Source organism: Streptomyces sp. NPDC107562 (genome assembly GCF_055657325.1).
In genome coordinates, this window is the sequence record NZ_JBVKBE010000016.1 from 182,659 (window position 1) to 199,414 (window position 16,756).

Annotated in this window: 16 protein-coding genes; all 16 read right to left on the minus strand. The window is 73.5% G+C overall.

What is annotated here, in order from left to right:
- Positions 1 to 72: 72 nt before the first annotated feature.
- Positions 73 to 999, minus strand: coding sequence for a nuclear transport factor 2 family protein (locus ACZ7LV_RS33195; protein ID WP_471944893.1), 927 nt, complete (start codon positions 997 to 999; stop codon positions 73 to 75).
- 69 nt (positions 1,000 to 1,068) lie between these two features.
- Positions 1,069 to 1,299, minus strand: a complete 231-nt coding sequence (locus ACZ7LV_RS33200; protein WP_471944895.1) for an acyl-CoA carboxylase subunit epsilon — start codon at positions 1,297 to 1,299, stop codon at positions 1,069 to 1,071.
- On the minus strand, positions 1,296 to 2,960 hold the full coding sequence (locus ACZ7LV_RS33205) for an acyl-CoA carboxylase subunit beta (RefSeq protein WP_471944897.1): 1,665 nt from the start codon (positions 2,958 to 2,960) through the stop codon (positions 1,296 to 1,298). Before ACZ7LV_RS33205 ends, ACZ7LV_RS33200 begins: the two co-directional genes overlap by 4 nt.
- A gap of 10 nt (positions 2,961 to 2,970) precedes the next feature.
- Complete coding sequence (locus tag ACZ7LV_RS33210; protein ID WP_471944899.1) at positions 2,971 to 3,780, minus strand: 4'-phosphopantetheinyl transferase family protein; 810 nt, start codon at positions 3,778 to 3,780, stop codon at positions 2,971 to 2,973.
- Positions 3,777 to 4,226, minus strand: a complete 450-nt coding sequence (locus tag ACZ7LV_RS33215) for an acyl carrier protein (protein ID WP_471944901.1) — start codon at positions 4,224 to 4,226, stop codon at positions 3,777 to 3,779. Before ACZ7LV_RS33215 ends, ACZ7LV_RS33210 begins: the two co-directional genes overlap by 4 nt.
- Before the next feature lie 58 nt (positions 4,227 to 4,284).
- Entirely contained in the window at positions 4,285 to 5,703 is a 1,419-nt protein-coding gene (locus ACZ7LV_RS33220; protein WP_471944903.1) for an MFS transporter, read from the minus strand.
- 4 nt (positions 5,704 to 5,707) lie between these two features.
- Positions 5,708 to 8,002, minus strand: coding sequence for an SDR family oxidoreductase (locus ACZ7LV_RS33225; RefSeq protein WP_471944905.1), 2,295 nt, complete (start codon positions 8,000 to 8,002; stop codon positions 5,708 to 5,710).
- Between the two features lie 2 nt (positions 8,003 to 8,004).
- Entirely contained in the window at positions 8,005 to 8,949 is a 945-nt protein-coding gene (locus ACZ7LV_RS33230) for an aromatase/cyclase (protein ID WP_471944906.1), read from the minus strand.
- Between the two features lie 41 nt (positions 8,950 to 8,990).
- Entirely contained in the window at positions 8,991 to 9,776 is a 786-nt protein-coding gene (gene fabG / locus ACZ7LV_RS33235) for a 3-oxoacyl-ACP reductase FabG (protein ID WP_471944907.1), read from the minus strand.
- Positions 9,777 to 9,910: 134 nt separating this feature from the next.
- A complete protein-coding gene (locus ACZ7LV_RS33240; protein WP_401681662.1) occupies positions 9,911 to 10,183 on the minus strand; it encodes an acyl carrier protein in 273 nt (90 codons plus the stop codon).
- A gap of 359 nt (positions 10,184 to 10,542) precedes the next feature.
- The gene (locus ACZ7LV_RS33245; protein WP_471944908.1) at positions 10,543 to 11,763 is read right to left on the minus strand and encodes a ketosynthase chain-length factor; all 1,221 of its coding nucleotides are present in this window, start codon (positions 11,761 to 11,763) and stop codon (positions 10,543 to 10,545) included.
- Positions 11,760 to 13,031 (minus strand): beta-ketoacyl-[acyl-carrier-protein] synthase family protein, encoded by a 1,272-nt coding sequence (locus ACZ7LV_RS33250; protein WP_471944910.1) that lies wholly within the window; start codon positions 13,029 to 13,031, stop codon positions 11,760 to 11,762. Before ACZ7LV_RS33250 ends, ACZ7LV_RS33245 begins: the two co-directional genes overlap by 4 nt.
- Complete coding sequence (locus tag ACZ7LV_RS33255; protein WP_471944912.1) at positions 13,028 to 13,357, minus strand: TcmI family type II polyketide cyclase; 330 nt, start codon at positions 13,355 to 13,357, stop codon at positions 13,028 to 13,030. The genes ACZ7LV_RS33250 and ACZ7LV_RS33255 overlap by 4 nt, the downstream gene beginning before the upstream one ends.
- A 70-nt stretch (positions 13,358 to 13,427) precedes the next feature.
- On the minus strand, positions 13,428 to 14,894 hold the full coding sequence (locus ACZ7LV_RS33260) for an FAD-dependent monooxygenase (protein ID WP_471944914.1): 1,467 nt from the start codon (positions 14,892 to 14,894) through the stop codon (positions 13,428 to 13,430).
- Between the two features lie 87 nt (positions 14,895 to 14,981).
- Positions 14,982 to 15,944: a hypothetical protein gene (locus ACZ7LV_RS33265; protein ID WP_471944916.1), complete on the minus strand. Its 963-nt coding sequence runs from the start codon at positions 15,942 to 15,944 to the stop codon at positions 14,982 to 14,984.
- Positions 15,945 to 15,949: 5 nt separating this feature from the next.
- The coding region (locus ACZ7LV_RS33270; protein WP_471944918.1) for an acyl-CoA carboxylase biotin carboxyl carrier protein subunit at positions 15,950 to 16,756 on the minus strand (807 nt) is incomplete at its 5' end.

A 16,756-nucleotide genomic window follows, 5' to 3' on the forward strand; every position in this document is an offset into this window, starting at 1 on the left:
CGATGGGTGAGGGAAGTCGGCGGCGCGGATGCCGCCCCCGTTCGGTGGCGGCACACCCGCGTGCCGGAGCGCCTACACGGACGCCGTGGCGGCCTCCCGGCGCTCCGCGTGGGTGAGCAGGTCGTCGAGGGTGGCGGCGAGCTCGCTGACCGATTGCTCGCGCAGCAGGTGGTGGGTGGGCACCGGGATCCGCAGCGCGTTCTCCAGCTTGCGCTGGAAGGCCAGAGCGGTCAGGGAGTCGATGCCCTGGGCGTAGAGCGGGCGGTCGCGGTGGACGCGGTGGGCGGGCGGGACGTCGAGGTAGGTCTCCAGGGTGCGGGAGACGAACGCCTCGATGGCCCGCAGCCGGTCCTCGCCGGAGGCGGCGCGCAGGGCGCCGAGGTCGAGGCCGGCGGCCGAAGTCCGTGACACGGTGTCGTCCTTTCTGGGAGTGGGGGCGGTGCGCGGGCGTGGCTGGGAGCTGCGCAGCGTGGCCGGTGCGGGACCCGGGCGCGGCCCCGCTCCGTCGGACCACACCAGGTGGAACCGCCAGCGGCTGATCCGCCAGCCCCGCGGGGTGCGCACGGTCTCGCCCTCGCTCCAGCCGCCGATGTCGAAGCGGCCCCCGGGGTCGGGGCCGTCGTCGTGGTGGACGTGGGAGGCGAGGATGTGCACCCGGACGCGGGCCCGGTCGCCGTCCAGCGTGATGCCGTAGTTCGAGGCCAGGTGGTGGGTGCGGGCGAAGCGTGACTTGCGGTCGAAGTGGAAGGCGGCCGCGGTCTGAAGACCCCGCACGGTGCCGACCGGGAACTCCAGCCGGCAGTCGTCCGTGAAGACCGTGCGGGGCCAGCTCTCGTCGTACCCGCCGGCGTCCTGGGCGTCGAGCAGGGTGACGTACCGGTCGATCAGCTCGGTGATCTCTGCCCGGTCGCCCAGTGCGCGCAACCGCTCCCGCAGCGCGCCGAGTTCGGCGCGCGGGAGCGTGATGGTGTCGCTCTGTTCGTGGTGCGGCAAGGTCATGGGGAAGAAGCTCCGTTTCGGCAGCGCCCCTCGCTGAGGGGGCGTTCGACGGCACCTGGGGTGGCGCGCCTACGCCGCCCGGCTGCCCGACACCCGCCACCCCCGCGGGTCGCGGTGCGCCGGGACGCGTTCCGGGCGGCGCCAGCCCGCCGTGGGGTGGGGGGCCTGGTCCTGCAGGCCGGGGCCGACGGCCGCGAGGGCGGCGGCACGGGCGAGCAGCACGCTGGTCAGGACCGCGAGTTCGGCCGGGGTCGCCGTGCCCTTGACGACCTTGATGACCAGCGCGTCCCGCGTGCTCACTGCGGCGGGTTGCCGTGCTTGCGGCACGGCAGGTCGGCCTGCTTGCTGCGCAGCATCGACAGGGCGCGGACGAGGGCCCCCCGGGTGTCCCGGGGGTCGATCACGTCGTCGATCAGTCCGCGTTCGGCGGCGTAGTAGGGATGCATCAGCTCCGCCTGGTACTCCTTGATCTTCTGCGCGCGGGTGGTGTCCGGGTCGTCCGAGCCGGCGATCTCCCGGCGGAAGATGACGTTCGCCGCGCCCTCCGCGCCCATCACCGCGATCTCGTTGGAGGGCCAGGCCAGTGCCAGGTCCGTGCCGATGGACCGGGAGTCCATGACGATGTACGCGCCGCCGTACGCCTTGCGCAGCACCAGCGAGATGCGCGGCACGGTGGCGTTGCAGTAGGCGTACAGCAGCTTGGCGCCGCGCCGGATGATCCCGTTGTGCTCCTGGTCGACGCCCGGCAGGAAACCCGGCACGTCGATCAGGGTGACGATCGGGATGTTGAAGGCGTCGCAGAACTGCACGAAGCGCGCCGCCTTCTCGCTGGCGTCGATGTCGAGCACCCCGGCGTAGGAGGCGGGCTGGTTGGCGACGATGCCGACGACCTCTCCGTCCAGCCGGGCCAGCGCGCACACCACGTTGGTCGCCCAGTCCGGGTGGACCTCGAAGTGGTCGCCGTCGTCGACGATCTCCTCGATCACGGACCGGATGTCGTACACCCGGCTCGGGTCCTCGGGCACCAGGTCCAGCAGCCGGTCGGTGCGCCGGTCGGCGGTGTCCGCGCTCGGCATCCGGGGCGGCAGGTCGCGGTTGTTCGCCGGCAGCAGGGAGAGCAGGTGGCGCACGTCCTCCATGCAGGTACGGACGTCGTCGTAGGCGAAGTGGGCGACGCCGGAGGTGGTGGCGTGGACGTCGGCGCCGCCGAGGTCGTTCTGGGTGATCTCCTCGCCGGTGACCGCCTTGACCACGTCGGGTCCGGTGATGAACATCTGGGCGATGTCGCGGACCATGAAGACGAAGTCGGTCAGGGCGGGGCTGTAGGCGGCGCCGCCGGCGCACGGGCCGAGCATCACGCTGATCTGCGGGATGACGCCCGAGGCGCGGGTGTTGCGCTGGAAGATGCCGCCGTAGCCGGCGAGCGCGCTGACGCCCTCCTGGATGCGGGCGCCCGCCCCGTCGTTGAGCGACACCAGCGGCGCTCCGGCCGCCATGGCCATGTCCATGATCTTGTGGATCTTCTGGGCGTGGGCCTCGCCGAGGGCGCCGCCGAAGATGCGGAAGTCGTGGGCGTAGACGAAGACGGTACGGCCGTGGACGGTGCCCCAGCCGGTGATCACCCCGTCGGTGTAAGGACGTTTCTTCTCCAGCCCGAAGCCGCTGGCCCGGTGCCGACGCAACATCTCGACCTCGGTGAACGACCCCTCGTCGAGCAGGAGTTCGATGCGCTCATGGGCGGTGAGCTTGCCCTTGGCATGCTGCCGCTCGGTGGCCAGCGGATCGCCGTGCCGGGCGGCCTGCTTGATCAGGCTGAGTTCCTCCAGCCGTTCCGCGGCGCTCCACTGACCGCGGTGCTCGCGGTCGTGCAGGCTCGGCCGGTCGGCGGCGGGGGCGCTCTGGTCGGCTTTCTGATGGGCTTTCTGATCGGCTTTCCGGTCGGGTTTCTGGTCGGTCGTCATGTGGTGCCTCTCACGCTCCCCAGTCAGGTTCGTGCGTGTGCGAGCCGTCGGCGTCCAGGTCCACCGTCCCGCCGGCGTACAGCGCGGTCGGCGGCACCCAGCGCACGGTGACCCGCTCGGGCGGCCCGCCCAGCACCGCGACGGCGGCGTTGTGGCGAGGCCCGGACGGCAGGTCCAGCAGGGTCCAGCCCGGTGGGCGGCGGCGCCGGTCGGCCCCCAGGTAGTCATGGCCCGGGTCCCGGGACAGGCCGGTGCCCAGCGCCTTGAGGTAGGCCTCCTTGCGGGTCCACATCCGTCCGAAGAGCGCACGCCGCTCCTCGACGGGCAGGCCCGCCAGCTCCTCCTGCTCCCCCGGGTGCAGTGCCGGGGCGCACACCTCGACGGTCTCGTCCCTCGGCAGCCGCTCCACGTCGGCGCCGAGCACGGTGGCGGCGACGGCGACGACGGCCACGCCGTGGCTGTGCGCCAGGGAGAAGTGCAGCGGCGGATCGGGGTGCGCGACGGCGGGCCGTCCGTGCGGCTTGCCGCAGCCGGGACAGGGCTCCCGCACGAACGGCACCGCACGCGGCGCCAGGCCCAGGTACCCGCCGAGCAGCCGGCGCAGCGCGACATGCGCGGACGCGTACGTGATGCCGTCGGTCGGGCGGACGAAGGAGGCGGTGCGCCGGCGTTCCGCGTCGTCCAGCTCGGACAGGTCCAGCAGCTCCGCCGCCGTCTCCAGCCGGGGCCGGCGCACCAGCCACACGTCGAGCTGCCCCGGGGCCGGCAGCCGCGTCCTCGCGGTCTCGGGTCCCTCGCGGACCACCAGCTCCGGGATCACGTCGTGCCCGGCCCGTCGTGCGAGACCAGGTGGGCGCCCTGCCCGCCGCGCTTGTGCGGGCTGTCCCCGGGGCCGAGCTGCCCGGACAGGCACTCGATGAGCTCCGCGGCGCTGTTGGCGCGCAGCAGCATGTTGAGGTTGACGTCGAGGCGCAGGGCCGCCTCCATCCGGCGCTGGAGTTCGAGTCCGTTGATGGAGCCGATGCCGAGGCTGTTCATCGGGCGGCCCTCGGTGTCGATGGTGTGCGGCGGCACCCGCAGCACCCGGGCGAGTTCGGCCCGTACGTACGCGTCGATCAGCCGGAGCCGCTCGCTCTCGCCGCAGGCGGACAGGTGGGCGGGGTCCGGCGGGTCCACGTCGACGACGGTGTCCTGCTCGAACTCGTAGTCCAGGTCGTCGAAATCGTCGAGGTCGTCGAAGACCCAGGTCTTCGTTGTCTGGTCCATTGCGTGCCCCGTTGGGTGTGGGTGGGTGGACGGAGAGCGGCCGGCCCGGTCGGGAGACTCAGCGGCGCCTGAGGCCGGTGAGGGCGGTGAGGGTTCCGAGTCCGCCGAGCACGGCCACCAGGATCAGCGCCGGCCGGCAGGCCTCGACGGCCTCGGCCGCGGTGGCGCCGGGTTCCGCGGCGGCGGCGAGCAGCGCGGCGACGGCCGCGACCACCACCGCGGCGGCCAGTTGCACGGCCGTCTGGTACTGGCCGCCGGCCGCGCCGCGCCACTCGGGGCTCAGCCCCGAGGTCGCCTGCATGTTCAGCGCGGCGAAGGACAGCACGAAGGCGGCCCCGACCAGCAGCAGCGTCGGCAGCAGCCGGGCGGGGTAGTGGAGCGGCCAGGTGGGAGAGAGCTGGAGCAGGTACCCGGCGAACGCGCAGGCGGCGCCGGCCGCGATCAGCCGGGGTGCCCCGAAGCGGGCGACCAGGCGGCCGGAGGCGAGCGCGGTGAGCGCCGCTGGGGCGGCGGCCGGGACCAGCGCGAGCGCGGCCGTCGACGGCGGCCAGCCGGCGACGGTCTGCATCTGGTAGGTCAGCACGAACAGCAGCCCCAGATAGGAGCCGTTCAGGCAGGCCGCGCCGAGCGCCGAGCGGATCAGGGCGGCGTCGCGCAGCGGCTGCACCAGAGGTGCGGGCGTGATGCGTTCGACGACCGCGAAGACCGCGAGGAGCACCACGGCCGCGGTGAGCGGCCCGGCGGCCCGGGGCGACGTCCAGCCGTGCGCGGGCACGGCGCCGATGCCGTACACCAGGGCCAGGAGCGCCGCCGTGAAGGTGGCGGCGCCGGTGAGGTCGTAGCGGCGTGGGGAGGTCCTCGCCGGGGCCGGGTCCTCGTCCGGGATCAGCCGGAGGCCCAAGGCGAACAGGACCAGCACGACGGGGGCCGGGAACGCGAAGGCCAGCCGCCAGCTGACCTCGGTGAGCCAGCCCGACAGCAGCAGGCCGGCCGTGAAGCCGCCGGCACCGAACAGGGCGTAGACGGACATCGCCCGGTCGCGGGCCGGGCCCTGCGGGAAGGCGGTGGCGATGATGGCGAGGCCGGTGGGGGCGGTCAGCGCCGCGCAGAAGCCCTTGACCAGCCGGGTGGCGACGAGCAGCGCCGGTTCCTGGGCGAGCGCGCTCAGGGCGGAGGCGGCGGCGAAGGCGAGCAGCGCCGCCAGGTAGACCCGGCGGCGCCCCAGCAGGCTCACCACCCGGGCGCCGAACAGCAGCAGACCGCCGAAGCCGACGGCGAAGCCGGTCATCGCCCAGTGCACGTCCGTCAGCGGCAGCCCGAGGTCCGAGCCGATCGAGGGCAGCGCCACGACCGCCACGGACACCTCGAGGGCGTCGATGAGCATGTTGCCGGCGAGCACGAGCAGGAGCCCCCACAGCCGGGGGCTCCACCGCCCGTCCGCGGCGCCGACGGCGGGCGCGGGATGCGTCCTGGTCACGGCGTCACCCGAGGAGGGTGCCGCCGCTCGCGTCGACGAAGGAGCCGGTGACCCAGCGGGCGTCGTCGGAGACGAGGAAGGCGACCACGTCGGCGACGTCCTGCGGTTCGCCGACCCGGTTGAAGGTGGACAGGGCCGCCATCGCCTCGACGGCCTCGGGGATGTCGAACAGCGCGTTGCCGTTGCGGGTGATACCGGGGGCGACGCTGTTGACGGTGATGCCGCGCGGACCGAGGGCCTTGGCGTAGTGCAGCGCGAGCTGTTCGACGGCGCCCTTGCTCATGGCGTAGGCGATCTCGTCGGGGTTGGCGAACCGGGTCAGGCCCGAGGAGATGTTCACGATCCGCCCGCCGTCGGGCATGTTCGTCAGTGCGCGCTGGACGAGGAAGAACGGCGCCCGGGCGTTGACGGCGAAGATCCGGTCGAACATGTCCGGCGTGGTGTCCTCGGGCTTGACCCCGCCCATCACGCCGGCGTTGTTGACCAGGATGTTCAGCTCGGTGGAGCCGGTGCGCTCCTTCAGGCCCTGCTCCAGGGCGAGGAACAGTTCGTGCACGTCGCCGGGGGCGCCGAGTTCGGCGCGTACGGCGAACGCCCGGCCGCCGTCCCGCTCGATCCCGGCGACGACCTCGGCGGCCGCGTCCTCGTTGGTGCCGTAGTGGACGGCGACCAGCGCGCCGTCGCGGGCCAGCCGCTGCGCGGTGGCCCGGCCCATGCCTCGGCTGGCGCCCGTGACGAGCGCCGTCCTGCCGGTCAGGTTGCCCATCTTCGTTCTCCTGACGTGGTGTTGTCGGTGGGGATGCGTACGGTGCGGTGCGGTGCGCGGACCGGGCGTGAACCAGCGGGCGAGCGCCGCGTCGAGTCCGTCCGGGGTGTCGCCGGCCCAGGCGAGGTATCCGTCGGGGCGTACGAGCAGGGCGGCCGCCTCGGGCAGCGCGCCGGCCTCGGCCGGGCGGGCCGCGACCGTGTCGACGGCACCGGACCACGGCCGGGCGACCTGGGCGAACGGCTCCGGCGCGTCGGTCAGCACGAGCAGCAGGCCGCGGGCCTCGCGGAGCAGGTCCAGGGTGGAGCGGGGTCCGGTGGTGCCCAGGAGGGCGGCGTCCGGCAACCGGGTCCCGGCGAGCGTGGGTCCCTCGCCGGTGCCGTAACGGACGTCCAAACCGCTGATCATGCCCGCCAGGTGCGCGCGCACCCGCTCGTACGACGTCAGTTCGCCGATCACCGAGCGCAGCGCCTCGACCTCCGGCCCGCCCAGCAGCAGGCGTGCCTGGGCCCGGATGTTGGACAGGACCCGGCGGCCGACGGCGTGCCGTTCGTCGTGGTAGGTGTCGAGCAGTCCCTCGGGGGCGCGCCCGCGCACGGTCGCGGCGAGTTTCCAGCCGAGGTTGACGGCGTCCTGGAGGCCGAGGTTGAGGGCCTGGCCGCCGATCGGCATCTGCTGGTGGGCGGCGTCACCGGCGAGCAGCACCCGGCCGACGCGGTAGCGCGCGGCCTGCCGGGAGGCGTCGCCGAAGGAGTTGACCCACAGCGGGGTGCCGTGGGCGATGTCCTCGCCGGTGACCTCCCGCCAGGCCTCGACGATGTCGGCGAAGCGTGCCTCGCCGTCCCGTGGCGGGGTGCCGAAGCGGTGGACCATCACCCGGGTCACGCCGTCGCCGCGCCGGGCGGCGATGGCGAGCCCTTCAGGCAGCCGCTGGAACCGCCGGTTCGGGATCTCGATGCCGTCGACGTCGGCGCGGATCAGCTCCCGCTCGGCGTCGTCACCGGGGAAGCCGATGCCCGCGAGCCGGCGTACGGCCGAGCGCTCGCCGTCGCAGCCGACGACGTAGCGCGCGGTGAACCGGACCGGCCGCCCGGCGTGCCGGGCGGTCACCGTCACCTGCCCCTCGTCCTGGGTCAGTCGGGTGACCTCGTGGCCGCGCAGCACACGGACGCCGAGGCGGGCCGCGCGGGCGCCGAGGAGTTCCTCGGTGCGCACCTGCGGCACCTTCCACTGGCCCGGATAGGGGCTGGGCAGCGTGAGGTCCATGGGCAGCCCGCCGAAGTGGCCGCGCGGCTCGTGCGGCGGCAGCGGATCGCCGAAGCCGTCCGGGCCGTCGAGCAGTCCGCGCTGCTTCAGCAGTTCCATGGTCCGCGCGTGCAGCGTGGACGCCCGGGACTCCGTGGTCGGGGTGTCCAGCCGCTCCAGTACGGTCACGTCGGCGCCGCCGAGCCGCAGTTCCCCGGCGAGCATCAGCCCGACGGGTCCGGCGCCGACCACGACGACGTCCGTCACGGCAGCGTCGGCGCCGGCCATGGTCAGCGCCTCGCTTCGGCGTACGCCTTCGCGTGGCCGAGGGTGGCCCGGCTGTTGGTGCTCAGCGCCGAGCGCACGTACTCCCGGGCCTCGGCGACGCCCGCCCCGGGCCCGAGGATCTTCTCGATGTTCTCGGGGCGCAGCACGACGGTGTGCTGCGAGGAGGCGGTGCTTCCGGTGTCCGTGTCGGTGAACGTCCAGTAGCCGGTGTGCAGGTTCATCAGCGCCGGCAGCGTGGTCTGCTTGTAGGCGATCTTCCGGCCCTGCAGGCACACCCGGTACGAGCGCGTGGTGTGCGTGGAGCCGTCCTTGGCGCGGGTGTCCATCTCCAGGGTCTGCAGGCCCGGGGAGTCCTCGGTGAGCCGGACGGTCGCCACGTGCGGCAGCCGCTCGGACCACAGCCCCGCCTCGTTGACGAAGTCGTAGACGTCCTTGGCGGAGCCGTCGACCTCGACGGTGTCCTCGAAGGAGAACGTCAGCTCCGCGGCGGCGGCGGCGAGTTCGACGTTGGTCTTCAGGGAGGCGAGTTCCGCGCGCGAGTTGCGGTCCACGGCCTCGTCGATCCACTGCAGGCTCGCCGGGTCGTCGTCGACGGCCGTGTAGTCGTGCAGCAGCCGCACGCGCGTGGCACCGTCGCCCTGCGGCTCGATGATCCAGGTGCCGCCCATGGTGGCGACCGGCGGGGTGGAGACCTGCTGGCGGAAGGTGATCCGCAGGGCCTCGGCGTCCAGGACGCGGCGCGAGGTCCAGTTCTTGGGCTCGCCGCCCGCGGTCGCCCAGATCCGGATCAGCTCCTCGTCGCCGGAGCGCTCCAGGTGGTCGACGTAGATGGTCGGAGGGAAGATCCGCGGCCAGTTCGCCACGTCGGCGATCAGCCGGTAGACGTCGGCGGCCGGGGCCCCGATCGTGATCTCGTGCTCGACTTCCCGCAGCTCGGATGCGGACATGCGTGAACTCCTCGGAAAAGGTACGGGGGCGGGCGGGCCGGTCAGAAGTTGCCGAGGCCGCCGCAGACGTTGAGGGCCTGCGCGGTGATGGAGGCGGCGGTGTCGGACGCGAGGTAGCCGACCAGCCCGGCGACCTCCTCGGGGGTGGAGTAGCGGCCGAGCGGGATCTTCGCCGTGAACTTCTCCATGATCGCGTCCTCGGTGGTGGCGTAGGCCGCGGCGTAACCGGCGCGCACCCGCTGCGCCATGGGCGTCTCGACGTAGCCGGGGCAGACCGCGTTCACGGTGATGCCGGTGGGGGCGAGCTCGTTGCCGAGGGCCTTGGTGAAGCCGACGACGCCGTGCTTGGAGGCGGAGTAGGGGGCGCCGAGGACCACGCCCTGCTTGCCGGCCGTGGAGGCGATGTTGATGATCCGGCCGCGGTTCTTGTGCCGCATGCCGCCGGTGGTGAGGACGGCGCGGGTGAGCCGGAAGACGCTGTTGAGGTTGGTCTCGACGACGTCGTACCAGAGCTCGTCGTCGATGTCGGCGGTGACGCCGCCGCCGGACCGGCCCGCGTTGTTGACCAGGACGTCGACGGGGCCGAAGCGGTCCACGGCGGCCTGGACGAAGCTCTCGATGGACAGCGCCGAGCGCACGTCGAGGGTGCCGCCGTCGACGTCGAGTCCCTCGGCGGTCAGCTCCTTGACGGTCCGGGCGACGTTGTCGGCGTCACGGGAGCCGAGGAAGACGCGGTGACCCTGCTGGGCCAGCAGCCGCGCCACCGCGAGGCCGATTCCGCTGGTGGCCCCGGAGACGAGGGCGACCCGCTCGTGCTTGTCGGACATGACTGCTGCTCCCTTGTCACGGTGTGTGGGCATGTCTGGGCATGTCGGGGGGCGCGCCGGTGCCCCGCTCGGGGGCGGGCACCGGCGCACCGGGGTGGGGGGTGAGGGGTACGGCCTCGGGGCGGGCCGGCGGCTCAGGCGGCCTGCGCGGACTGGGCGAGCTGGTTGTTGACGATCTCCAGCAGGGCGCGCGGCGTCCTGGCCTCGGTGACCACGCTGTCGTCCAGCGAGATGGCGTAGTCGCGCTCGATGCGGCCGCAGGTCTCCAGGATGGCCAGCGACTCGTAGCTGAGCTCCTCGAAGTCGGTGTCGAGGATGTCGCCGTCCAGGTCGACGTTCTCGTCGGCCCCGGCCGACTCCAGGAGGATGCGCTTGAGGTCGTCGAGGGTGAAGGACTGGGTGGACACGGAGGTTCCTCTCGTCTGGGTCTTGCGGAAAACGTGCGGACGCCCGCGGCCCGGACCGCCGTGGGAGAGACGGCAGGACCGGGCACGCGGGCGCGTTCAGGGGCGAGGACGGGGCGGCACGGCAACGGGGGCACTCGCCTCGCAGGCGGCGTGGGCCGGCGAGGTGATGCGCGCGGCGGTGCGCCGCAGGGCGCGTACGCACGAACGCCCTACGCCCATTGCCGCACCGCCGGACGGCCTGCGCGGCCGTGACCACCCTCGCCGCCTCGCGGGCGACGTGATGGCGGGCGTGGGCCGGGCCCCGCCGGACAAACCCCCGGCGCCCGCGCCCGGCGCCATCCGCCGAACCGCCGGACGGCCTACGCGGCGGTGACCACCGTTGCCGCGTTGAAGCCGGCGTGGCCGCGGGCCAGGATCAGCGCGGTGCGGACCTCGGTGGCCCGGGCCTCGCCGGTGACCAGGTCGAGGTCGTAGGAGGCGTCGGGGTGGACGTGGGTGGTGGCCGGCACGACACCGTCCCGGATGGCGAGCAGGGCGGTCGCCACGTCGAGGGGGGCGGCGCCCGAGTAGAGGCGCCCGGTCATCGTCTTGGGGGCGGTGACCATGACGCCGTGCGGACCGAACACCTCGTTCAGCGCGTCCGCCTCGATCCGGTCCAGCTCGGGCACGGCCGCCCCGTCGGCGAAGACGACGTCGACGTCACCGGCGTCCACGCCCGCGTCGGCCAGGGCGAGTTCGATCGCCTTGCGCAGGCCGGGCGGGCGCTCGCTGCCGGGGGCGGGGTCGAAGGTGGCGGCGTAGCCGGCGATCTCGCCGTACACCCGCACGCCGCGCCGGGCGGCGCCCTCGGCGGACTCCAGGATCAGGATGGCCCCGCCCTCACCGGGCACGTGCCCGGCGGCGGCCGCGTCGAAGGGCAGGTAAGCCCGGTCGGGCTCCTCCCCCTCGGACAGCCGCCCGCTCGCCAGCTGGGCGACCCAGCCCCACGGGCAGATCGAGGCGTCGATCGACCCGGAGACGATCAGCTGGGTGCCCTTGCGGATCTGCCGCCGGGCGTGGGCGATCGCGTCGAGCCCGCCGGCCTGGTCGGAGACCAGCACCCCGCTCGGGCCCTTCATGCCGTTGCGGATGGAGATCTGACCGCTGTTGACGGCGTAGAACCAGGCGAAGGACTGGTACGCCGAGACGTACTGGCTGCCCTGGCTCCACAGCTTCTGCAGCTCGCCCTGGCCGAACTCGAAGCCGCCGGAGGAGCTGGCGGTGACCACGCCCATGTCGTACGCGGGCAGCTCGGCGGGCGTGACGCCCGCGTCGGCCAGCGCCCAGTCGGTGGCGACCAGGGCGAGGCGGGTCATGTGGTCGGTCTGCGCGAGCAGCCTGCTGGGCAGGTGGTCGCCGGCGTGGAAGCCGGGCACCTGGCCGGCCAGCTTGGCCGGGTACCCGGTGGGGTCGAAGCGGGTGATGCGGCCGATGCCGCTCTTGCCCGAGCGGGTGGCAGCCCAGTAGTCGGTGCTACCGAGGCCGTTGGGGGCGGCTATGCCGAGCCCCGTGACGACGGTGCGCGTCGCGGCCGTGCTCATGCCGCACTCCTCTCCGGTCGGGCGAGCACCATGGCGCTCTGGAAGCCACCGAATCCGCTGCCGACGGTCAGCACCGCGTCGGTGCGGTGCTCACGGGCCGTCAGCGGCACGTAGTCCAGGTCGCACTCCGGGTCGGGGGTGTGCAGGTTCGCCGTCGGGGGCACGACGCCGTGCTCCATGGCGAGGACCGACGCGGCGATCTCGATCGAGCCGATCGCGCCGAGCGAGTGCCCGACCATCGACTTGATGGAGGACACCGGGGTCCGGTAGGCGTGCTCGCCGAGGCTCTTCTTGAACGCCGCCGTCTCGTGCCGGTCGTTCTGCTTGGTGCCCGAGCCGTGCGCGTTGACGTAGTCGATGTCCTCGGGGTTCATCCGGGCCTCGTCCAGCGCGACCGTGATGGCCTCGGCCATCTCCACGCCGTCCGGGCGCAGTCCGGTCATGTGGAAGGCGTTGCAGCGCGAGGCGTAGCCGGCGATCTCGGCGTAGATGTGCGCGCCCCGCCGAAGCGCTCCTTCGAGCTCCTCCAGGACGAACACCGCCGAACCCTCGCCGAGCACGAAGCCGTTACGGGTCCCGTCGAAGGGCCGCGAGGCGTGCTCGGGGTCGTCGTTGCGCGGGGTGGTGGCCTTGATCGCGTCGAAGCAGGCCAGGGTGATCGGGGAGATCGGGGCGTCCGTCGCGCCCGCCACCACCGCGCAGGCCGAGCCCTCCCGGATCAGCTCGGCGGCGTGGCCGACCGAGTCCAGTCCTGAGGTGCAACCGGTCGAGACCACCGTCGCGGGGCCCTCGGCGCCCACCGCCCACGCCACCTCGGCGGCGAAGGAGCTGGGCACCAGGTAGTTGTAGAGGTGCGGTACGGCGTAGGCGTGGTCCACCAGGTCCAGGCGACCGCCGTCGCTGACGACGCGGTACTCCTGGTCGAGTCCCATGGTGGCGCCGACCGCGCTGCCGATGGTGACGCCGACCCGGTGCGGGTCCGCGCCGCTCAGGTCCAGGCCGCTGTCGGCGAGGGCCTCGCGGGCGGTGACCACGGCCAGCTGGGCCGCGCGGTCCATCCGGCGGATCTCCTGCGGGCCGAGCCCGTGCTCCTCCGGATCGAAGTCGATCTCGGCGGCGACGCGGGAGCGGAAGGAGGAGGGGTCGAAGAAGGTGATGCCCCGGGTGGCGGTGCGTCCCTCGCTGAGCAGGTTCCAGAAGTTCTTGGTGCCGACACCACCGGGGGCCGTGACGCCGACCCCGGTGATGACCACTCGCCTGGCGCTCACGCCCGGCCCTCCCAGTCGTAGAAGCGCGTGGCGACCGCGTCCGCGGGGGACCGCCAGGTTGCCGGGTCGTAGGCCTCGATGAACGGCTTGAGGTCCTCGCTGATCTGCACGAAGCGGGGGTCCGTCTTGGCCGCCTCGATCAGCTCGCCGCCGTTGTCGGAGTCGAAGTCCTGGAGGTGGAAGTACAGGCCGCGGTAGGCGAAGAGCTGGCGGCGCCGGGTGCCCATCAGATGCGGCATCTCGCTCTGGTCGAACTCCTGGAACAGCCGGGCCACCTCGGTGCTGTGACCCGGGTCCATCCGGGCGACGATCAACGTGCTGTGCATGATCTCTCCATTCAGCGGTGCGTCGCGGGGTCGCGGGGGTCGGTCGACGGCGTGCGGGTGTCGCCCAGGGTCAGCGCGCCGGGCCGAACCAGTGCTCCAGGGCCATCGGGAGGTCCGCGTGGCTGCCCGGGGCGGCCCAGGCCACGTAGCCGTCGGGGCGGACGAGGACCGCGGTGGTGCCGGCGAGCGGGCTGTTCTCCGGCAGGACGGGCTCGGCCGTGACGATGTCGATGCGGTCCTGCCAGTCCCAGGCGCGGTCGCGCAGCCGCTCGTTGTCCGCGAGGTCGAGCAGCACGCCGCGGCCCGCGTGCAGGGCCTCGGTGCTGGAGGAGACCAGCCGGTGACCGGTCAGCCTCACGTCGGGCAGCCGGCGGCCGAGCAGCGGGTGGGGGCCGCCGTCGAGGTCGTAGCGGATCTCCAGGCCGGACACCATCGCCGCGAAGTGCCGGCTGACCTCGGGGTAGCGGATCAGCTCGCCCAGCACGTCGCGCAGCGGCTGCACCTCGGGCCCGGACAGGAAGAGCAGACCCTGCGCCCGGGTGTTCATCAGCAGCCGCTTGCCGACCGGGTGCCGCTCGGCGTGGTAGGTGTCCAGCAGTGCCTCGGGCGCCCGGCCCCGGGCCACCGCGCCGAGCTTCCAGCCGAGGTTGACCGAGTCCTGGATGCTGGTGTTCATGCCCTGGCCGCCGGCCGGCAGGTGGATGTGCGCGGAGTCGCCCGCGAGCAGGACCCGGCCGCGCCGGTACTCGGTGACCTGGCGGGTGGCGTCGCCGAAGGACGAGACCCACACCGGCTCGGCGTGCGAGATGTCGTCGCCGGTCAGCCGCTGCCAGGCCGCGGCCACCTCGTCCCAGGTCGGCGGCTGCTCCCGGCGCTGCGGCGGGGTGCCCCGCTCGCAGACGATCAGCCGGGTGATCCCGCCGGGCAGCGGGCCGACCATGACCATGCCGCCGGGCAGGGTCTCGCCGATCATCCGGGGCTCCAGCTCGATGCCCTTGACGTCGGCGAGGAACATCTCCAGGGTCGACGCGGTGCCGGGGAAGTCGAAGCCGGCGGCCTTGCGGATGGTGGACCGGCCTCCGTCGCAGCCGACGAGGTACTCGGCGCGCAGCCGGTGCACGCCCTCGGGGCCGCGCACCTCGACCTCGACGCTGTCCTCCTTCTCCTTGACGGAGACGACGTCGTGCCGGCGCCGGATGTCCGCGCCGAGCTGGGTGGCCCACTCCTCCAGGACGGTCTCGGTGACCGACTGGGGGATGGTCTTGGCGGCCTGGTGGGCCCCGTCGAGGACACCGAAGTCGACCGGCAGGCCCCCGAAGTGGCCCACGTTGCTGACCTCGATGTCGCCGAACCGGGGCAGCAGTCCGCGCTGGTCGAAGACCTCCATGGTGCGGGCGGTGAAGCCGAGGCCGCGCGACTCCCCGGTCCGCGCGGGCAGCTTCTCCAGGACGATGACGTCGACGCCGGCGAGCCGCAGCTCGCCGGCCAGCATCATCCCGGCCGGTCCTGCGCCCACGACGATGACTTGTGCGTCCATGACACTCCTCGGGACAACCCGCCCTCCGGGCGGGGAAGGAACGGGTCGGAAAGAGTCCGGAAACGATCTGAAACCGGCAGGGGTGGTTCAGCGGTAGAAGCGGCCGATGCCCTCGTTCGCCACCTGGGCGGCGGCCGCGTGCCGCGGGTCGGGGGCGATCGCCTCGTGCCGCACCGCGACCTCGGCGAGCTTGATGGTGTGTTCGTCGCCGATCTCGACGGCCCGCGCGAACACCTCGGCCACGTCCGGCGCCTGGGGCAGCGGCGCCGCCGGCCGGGGCGTGGCGTGGAACCAGTCGAGCATCCGGCCGCTGACGGCCCGTGCGACCTGGTACGACGGCAGCCGCTGCGCCTCGGGCAGATGCCCGACGACCAGCCGTACGGCGGCCGGTCCGGTGACCGCGTGGATCAGCGGGATGGGGTGCCGCTGGGCGACCGTGGCGTAGATCCCGGCATACTCGGCGACCAGCTCGTCCAGCGCCCGGACGACCGGCTCCCGCCCGTCGTCCCCGTCCGGCAGGTCCGGCGGCGGCTCCCCGGCCACGGTGACACCGCCGGTGGAGTGCCGTGCGGCCCAGTAGCCCAGCCCCTGGGCCAGCTCGGCCAGTTGGAGCCGGTCGTCCTTGCCGGCGGCGGCGACCGCCCGCACCGCGTGCGCGGTGCGGATCACTCCGTGCGTCAGCATCCCGGACATGCCCGGCAGCAGCCGGGGCCACCAGCGGGCCAGCACCTCGGTCCACGGCTCCCGGGCCAGCTCCCGCTCGAACAGGCCGGTCCAGTCGGCGACCCGCGCGAAGTCGCCGAGCGCACCGCGCCAGTCCGCCGGGTCGGCCGGGTCGATGGCCCAGCGGCGTTCGGGGACGTCGTGGTACTCGCGGTGGCGCAGGTTGTGGTCGACCCAGGCGGGCACCTCGTCGGCGTACCCCATGTGCGCCAGCGCCTCCGCGGCCATCGGCGCGTGGTTGACGAAGGACCCGCCGTGCTCGAAGCCCACTCCGTGCAGCCGCTGGAGTGCCTCGCCCATGGCGTCGGTGTAGGTGAGTGCTGCCACGTGGATCAGTCCTTGATGTCACAGACGGCGGCACCGGAGGTCAGGGCCTGACCCGCCGTGGCGGCCAGCCCTGAGACGGTGCCGGACTTGTGCGCGGTGAGCGGCTGCTCCATCTTCATCGCCTCGAGTACGACGACCAGGTCGCCCTGCTCGACCCGTTGCCCCTCCGCGACGGCGACCTTGACGACGGTCCCCTGCATCGGCGAGGTGAGCGTGTCGCCGGAGGCCCCGGCGCCCGCGCCACCGCCGGAGGTGCGCCGCCGCGGCCTGGCGGCGGCCCCGACGAGGCTCGGCTGACGCTCCGGCACCCGCCCGAGCGACGCGGGCAGCGTCACCTCCAGGCGCTGCCCGGCGACCTCGACGACGACCGTCTCGCGGCCCCCGCCCTCGTTCTCCGTGTCGTCGGCGGGTGCGGTGAAGGGTTTGATGTCGTTGGCGAACTCGGTTTCGATCCAGCGGGTGTGGACCGTGAAGGGGGCGGTGGAGCCGGACAGTTCGGGGGCGAACGCCGGGTCCTTGACGACCGCGCGGTGGAAGGGGATGGCGGTGGCCATGCCCTCGACGGTGAACTCCTCCAGGGCGCGTGCGGCGCGCTGGAGGGCCTCGGCGCGGGTGCGGCCGGTGACGATCAGCTTCGCGAGGAGGGAGTCCCAGGCGGGGCCGATGACGCTGCCGGACTCGACGCCGGCGTCCAGGCGGACACCGGGTCCGGAGGGTGCGGCGAACGTGGTGACCGTGCCCGGGGCGGGCAGGAAGCCCCGGCCGGGGTCCTCGCCGTTGATGCGGAACTCGAAGGAGTGGCCGCGCAGCGG

Coding starts and splice junctions, on each gene's coding strand:
- ACZ7LV_RS33225 (WP_471944905.1), bottom strand. CDS start 8,002: ATGGCCGGCGCCGACGCTGCCGTGACGGACGTCGTCGTGGTCGGCGCC.
- ACZ7LV_RS33215 (WP_471944901.1), bottom strand. CDS start 4,226: ATGGACCAGACAACGAAGACCTGGGTCTTCGACGACCTCGACGATTTC.
- ACZ7LV_RS33255 (WP_471944912.1), bottom strand. CDS start 13,357: ATGCACAGCACGTTGATCGTCGCCCGGATGGACCCGGGTCACAGCACC.
- ACZ7LV_RS33195 (WP_471944893.1), bottom strand. CDS start 999: ATGACCTTGCCGCACCACGAACAGAGCGACACCATCACGCTCCCGCGC.
- ACZ7LV_RS33260 (WP_471944914.1), bottom strand. CDS start 14,894: ATGGACGCACAAGTCATCGTCGTGGGCGCAGGACCGGCCGGGATGATG.
- ACZ7LV_RS33245 (WP_471944908.1), bottom strand. CDS start 11,763: ATGAGCACGGCCGCGACGCGCACCGTCGTCACGGGGCTCGGCATAGCC.
- ACZ7LV_RS33205 (WP_471944897.1), bottom strand. CDS start 2,960: ATGACGACCGACCAGAAACCCGACCGGAAAGCCGATCAGAAAGCCCAT.
- fabG (WP_471944907.1), bottom strand. CDS start 9,776: ATGTCCGACAAGCACGAGCGGGTCGCCCTCGTCTCCGGGGCCACCAGC.
- ACZ7LV_RS33230 (WP_471944906.1), bottom strand. CDS start 8,949: ATGTCCGCATCCGAGCTGCGGGAAGTCGAGCACGAGATCACGATCGGG.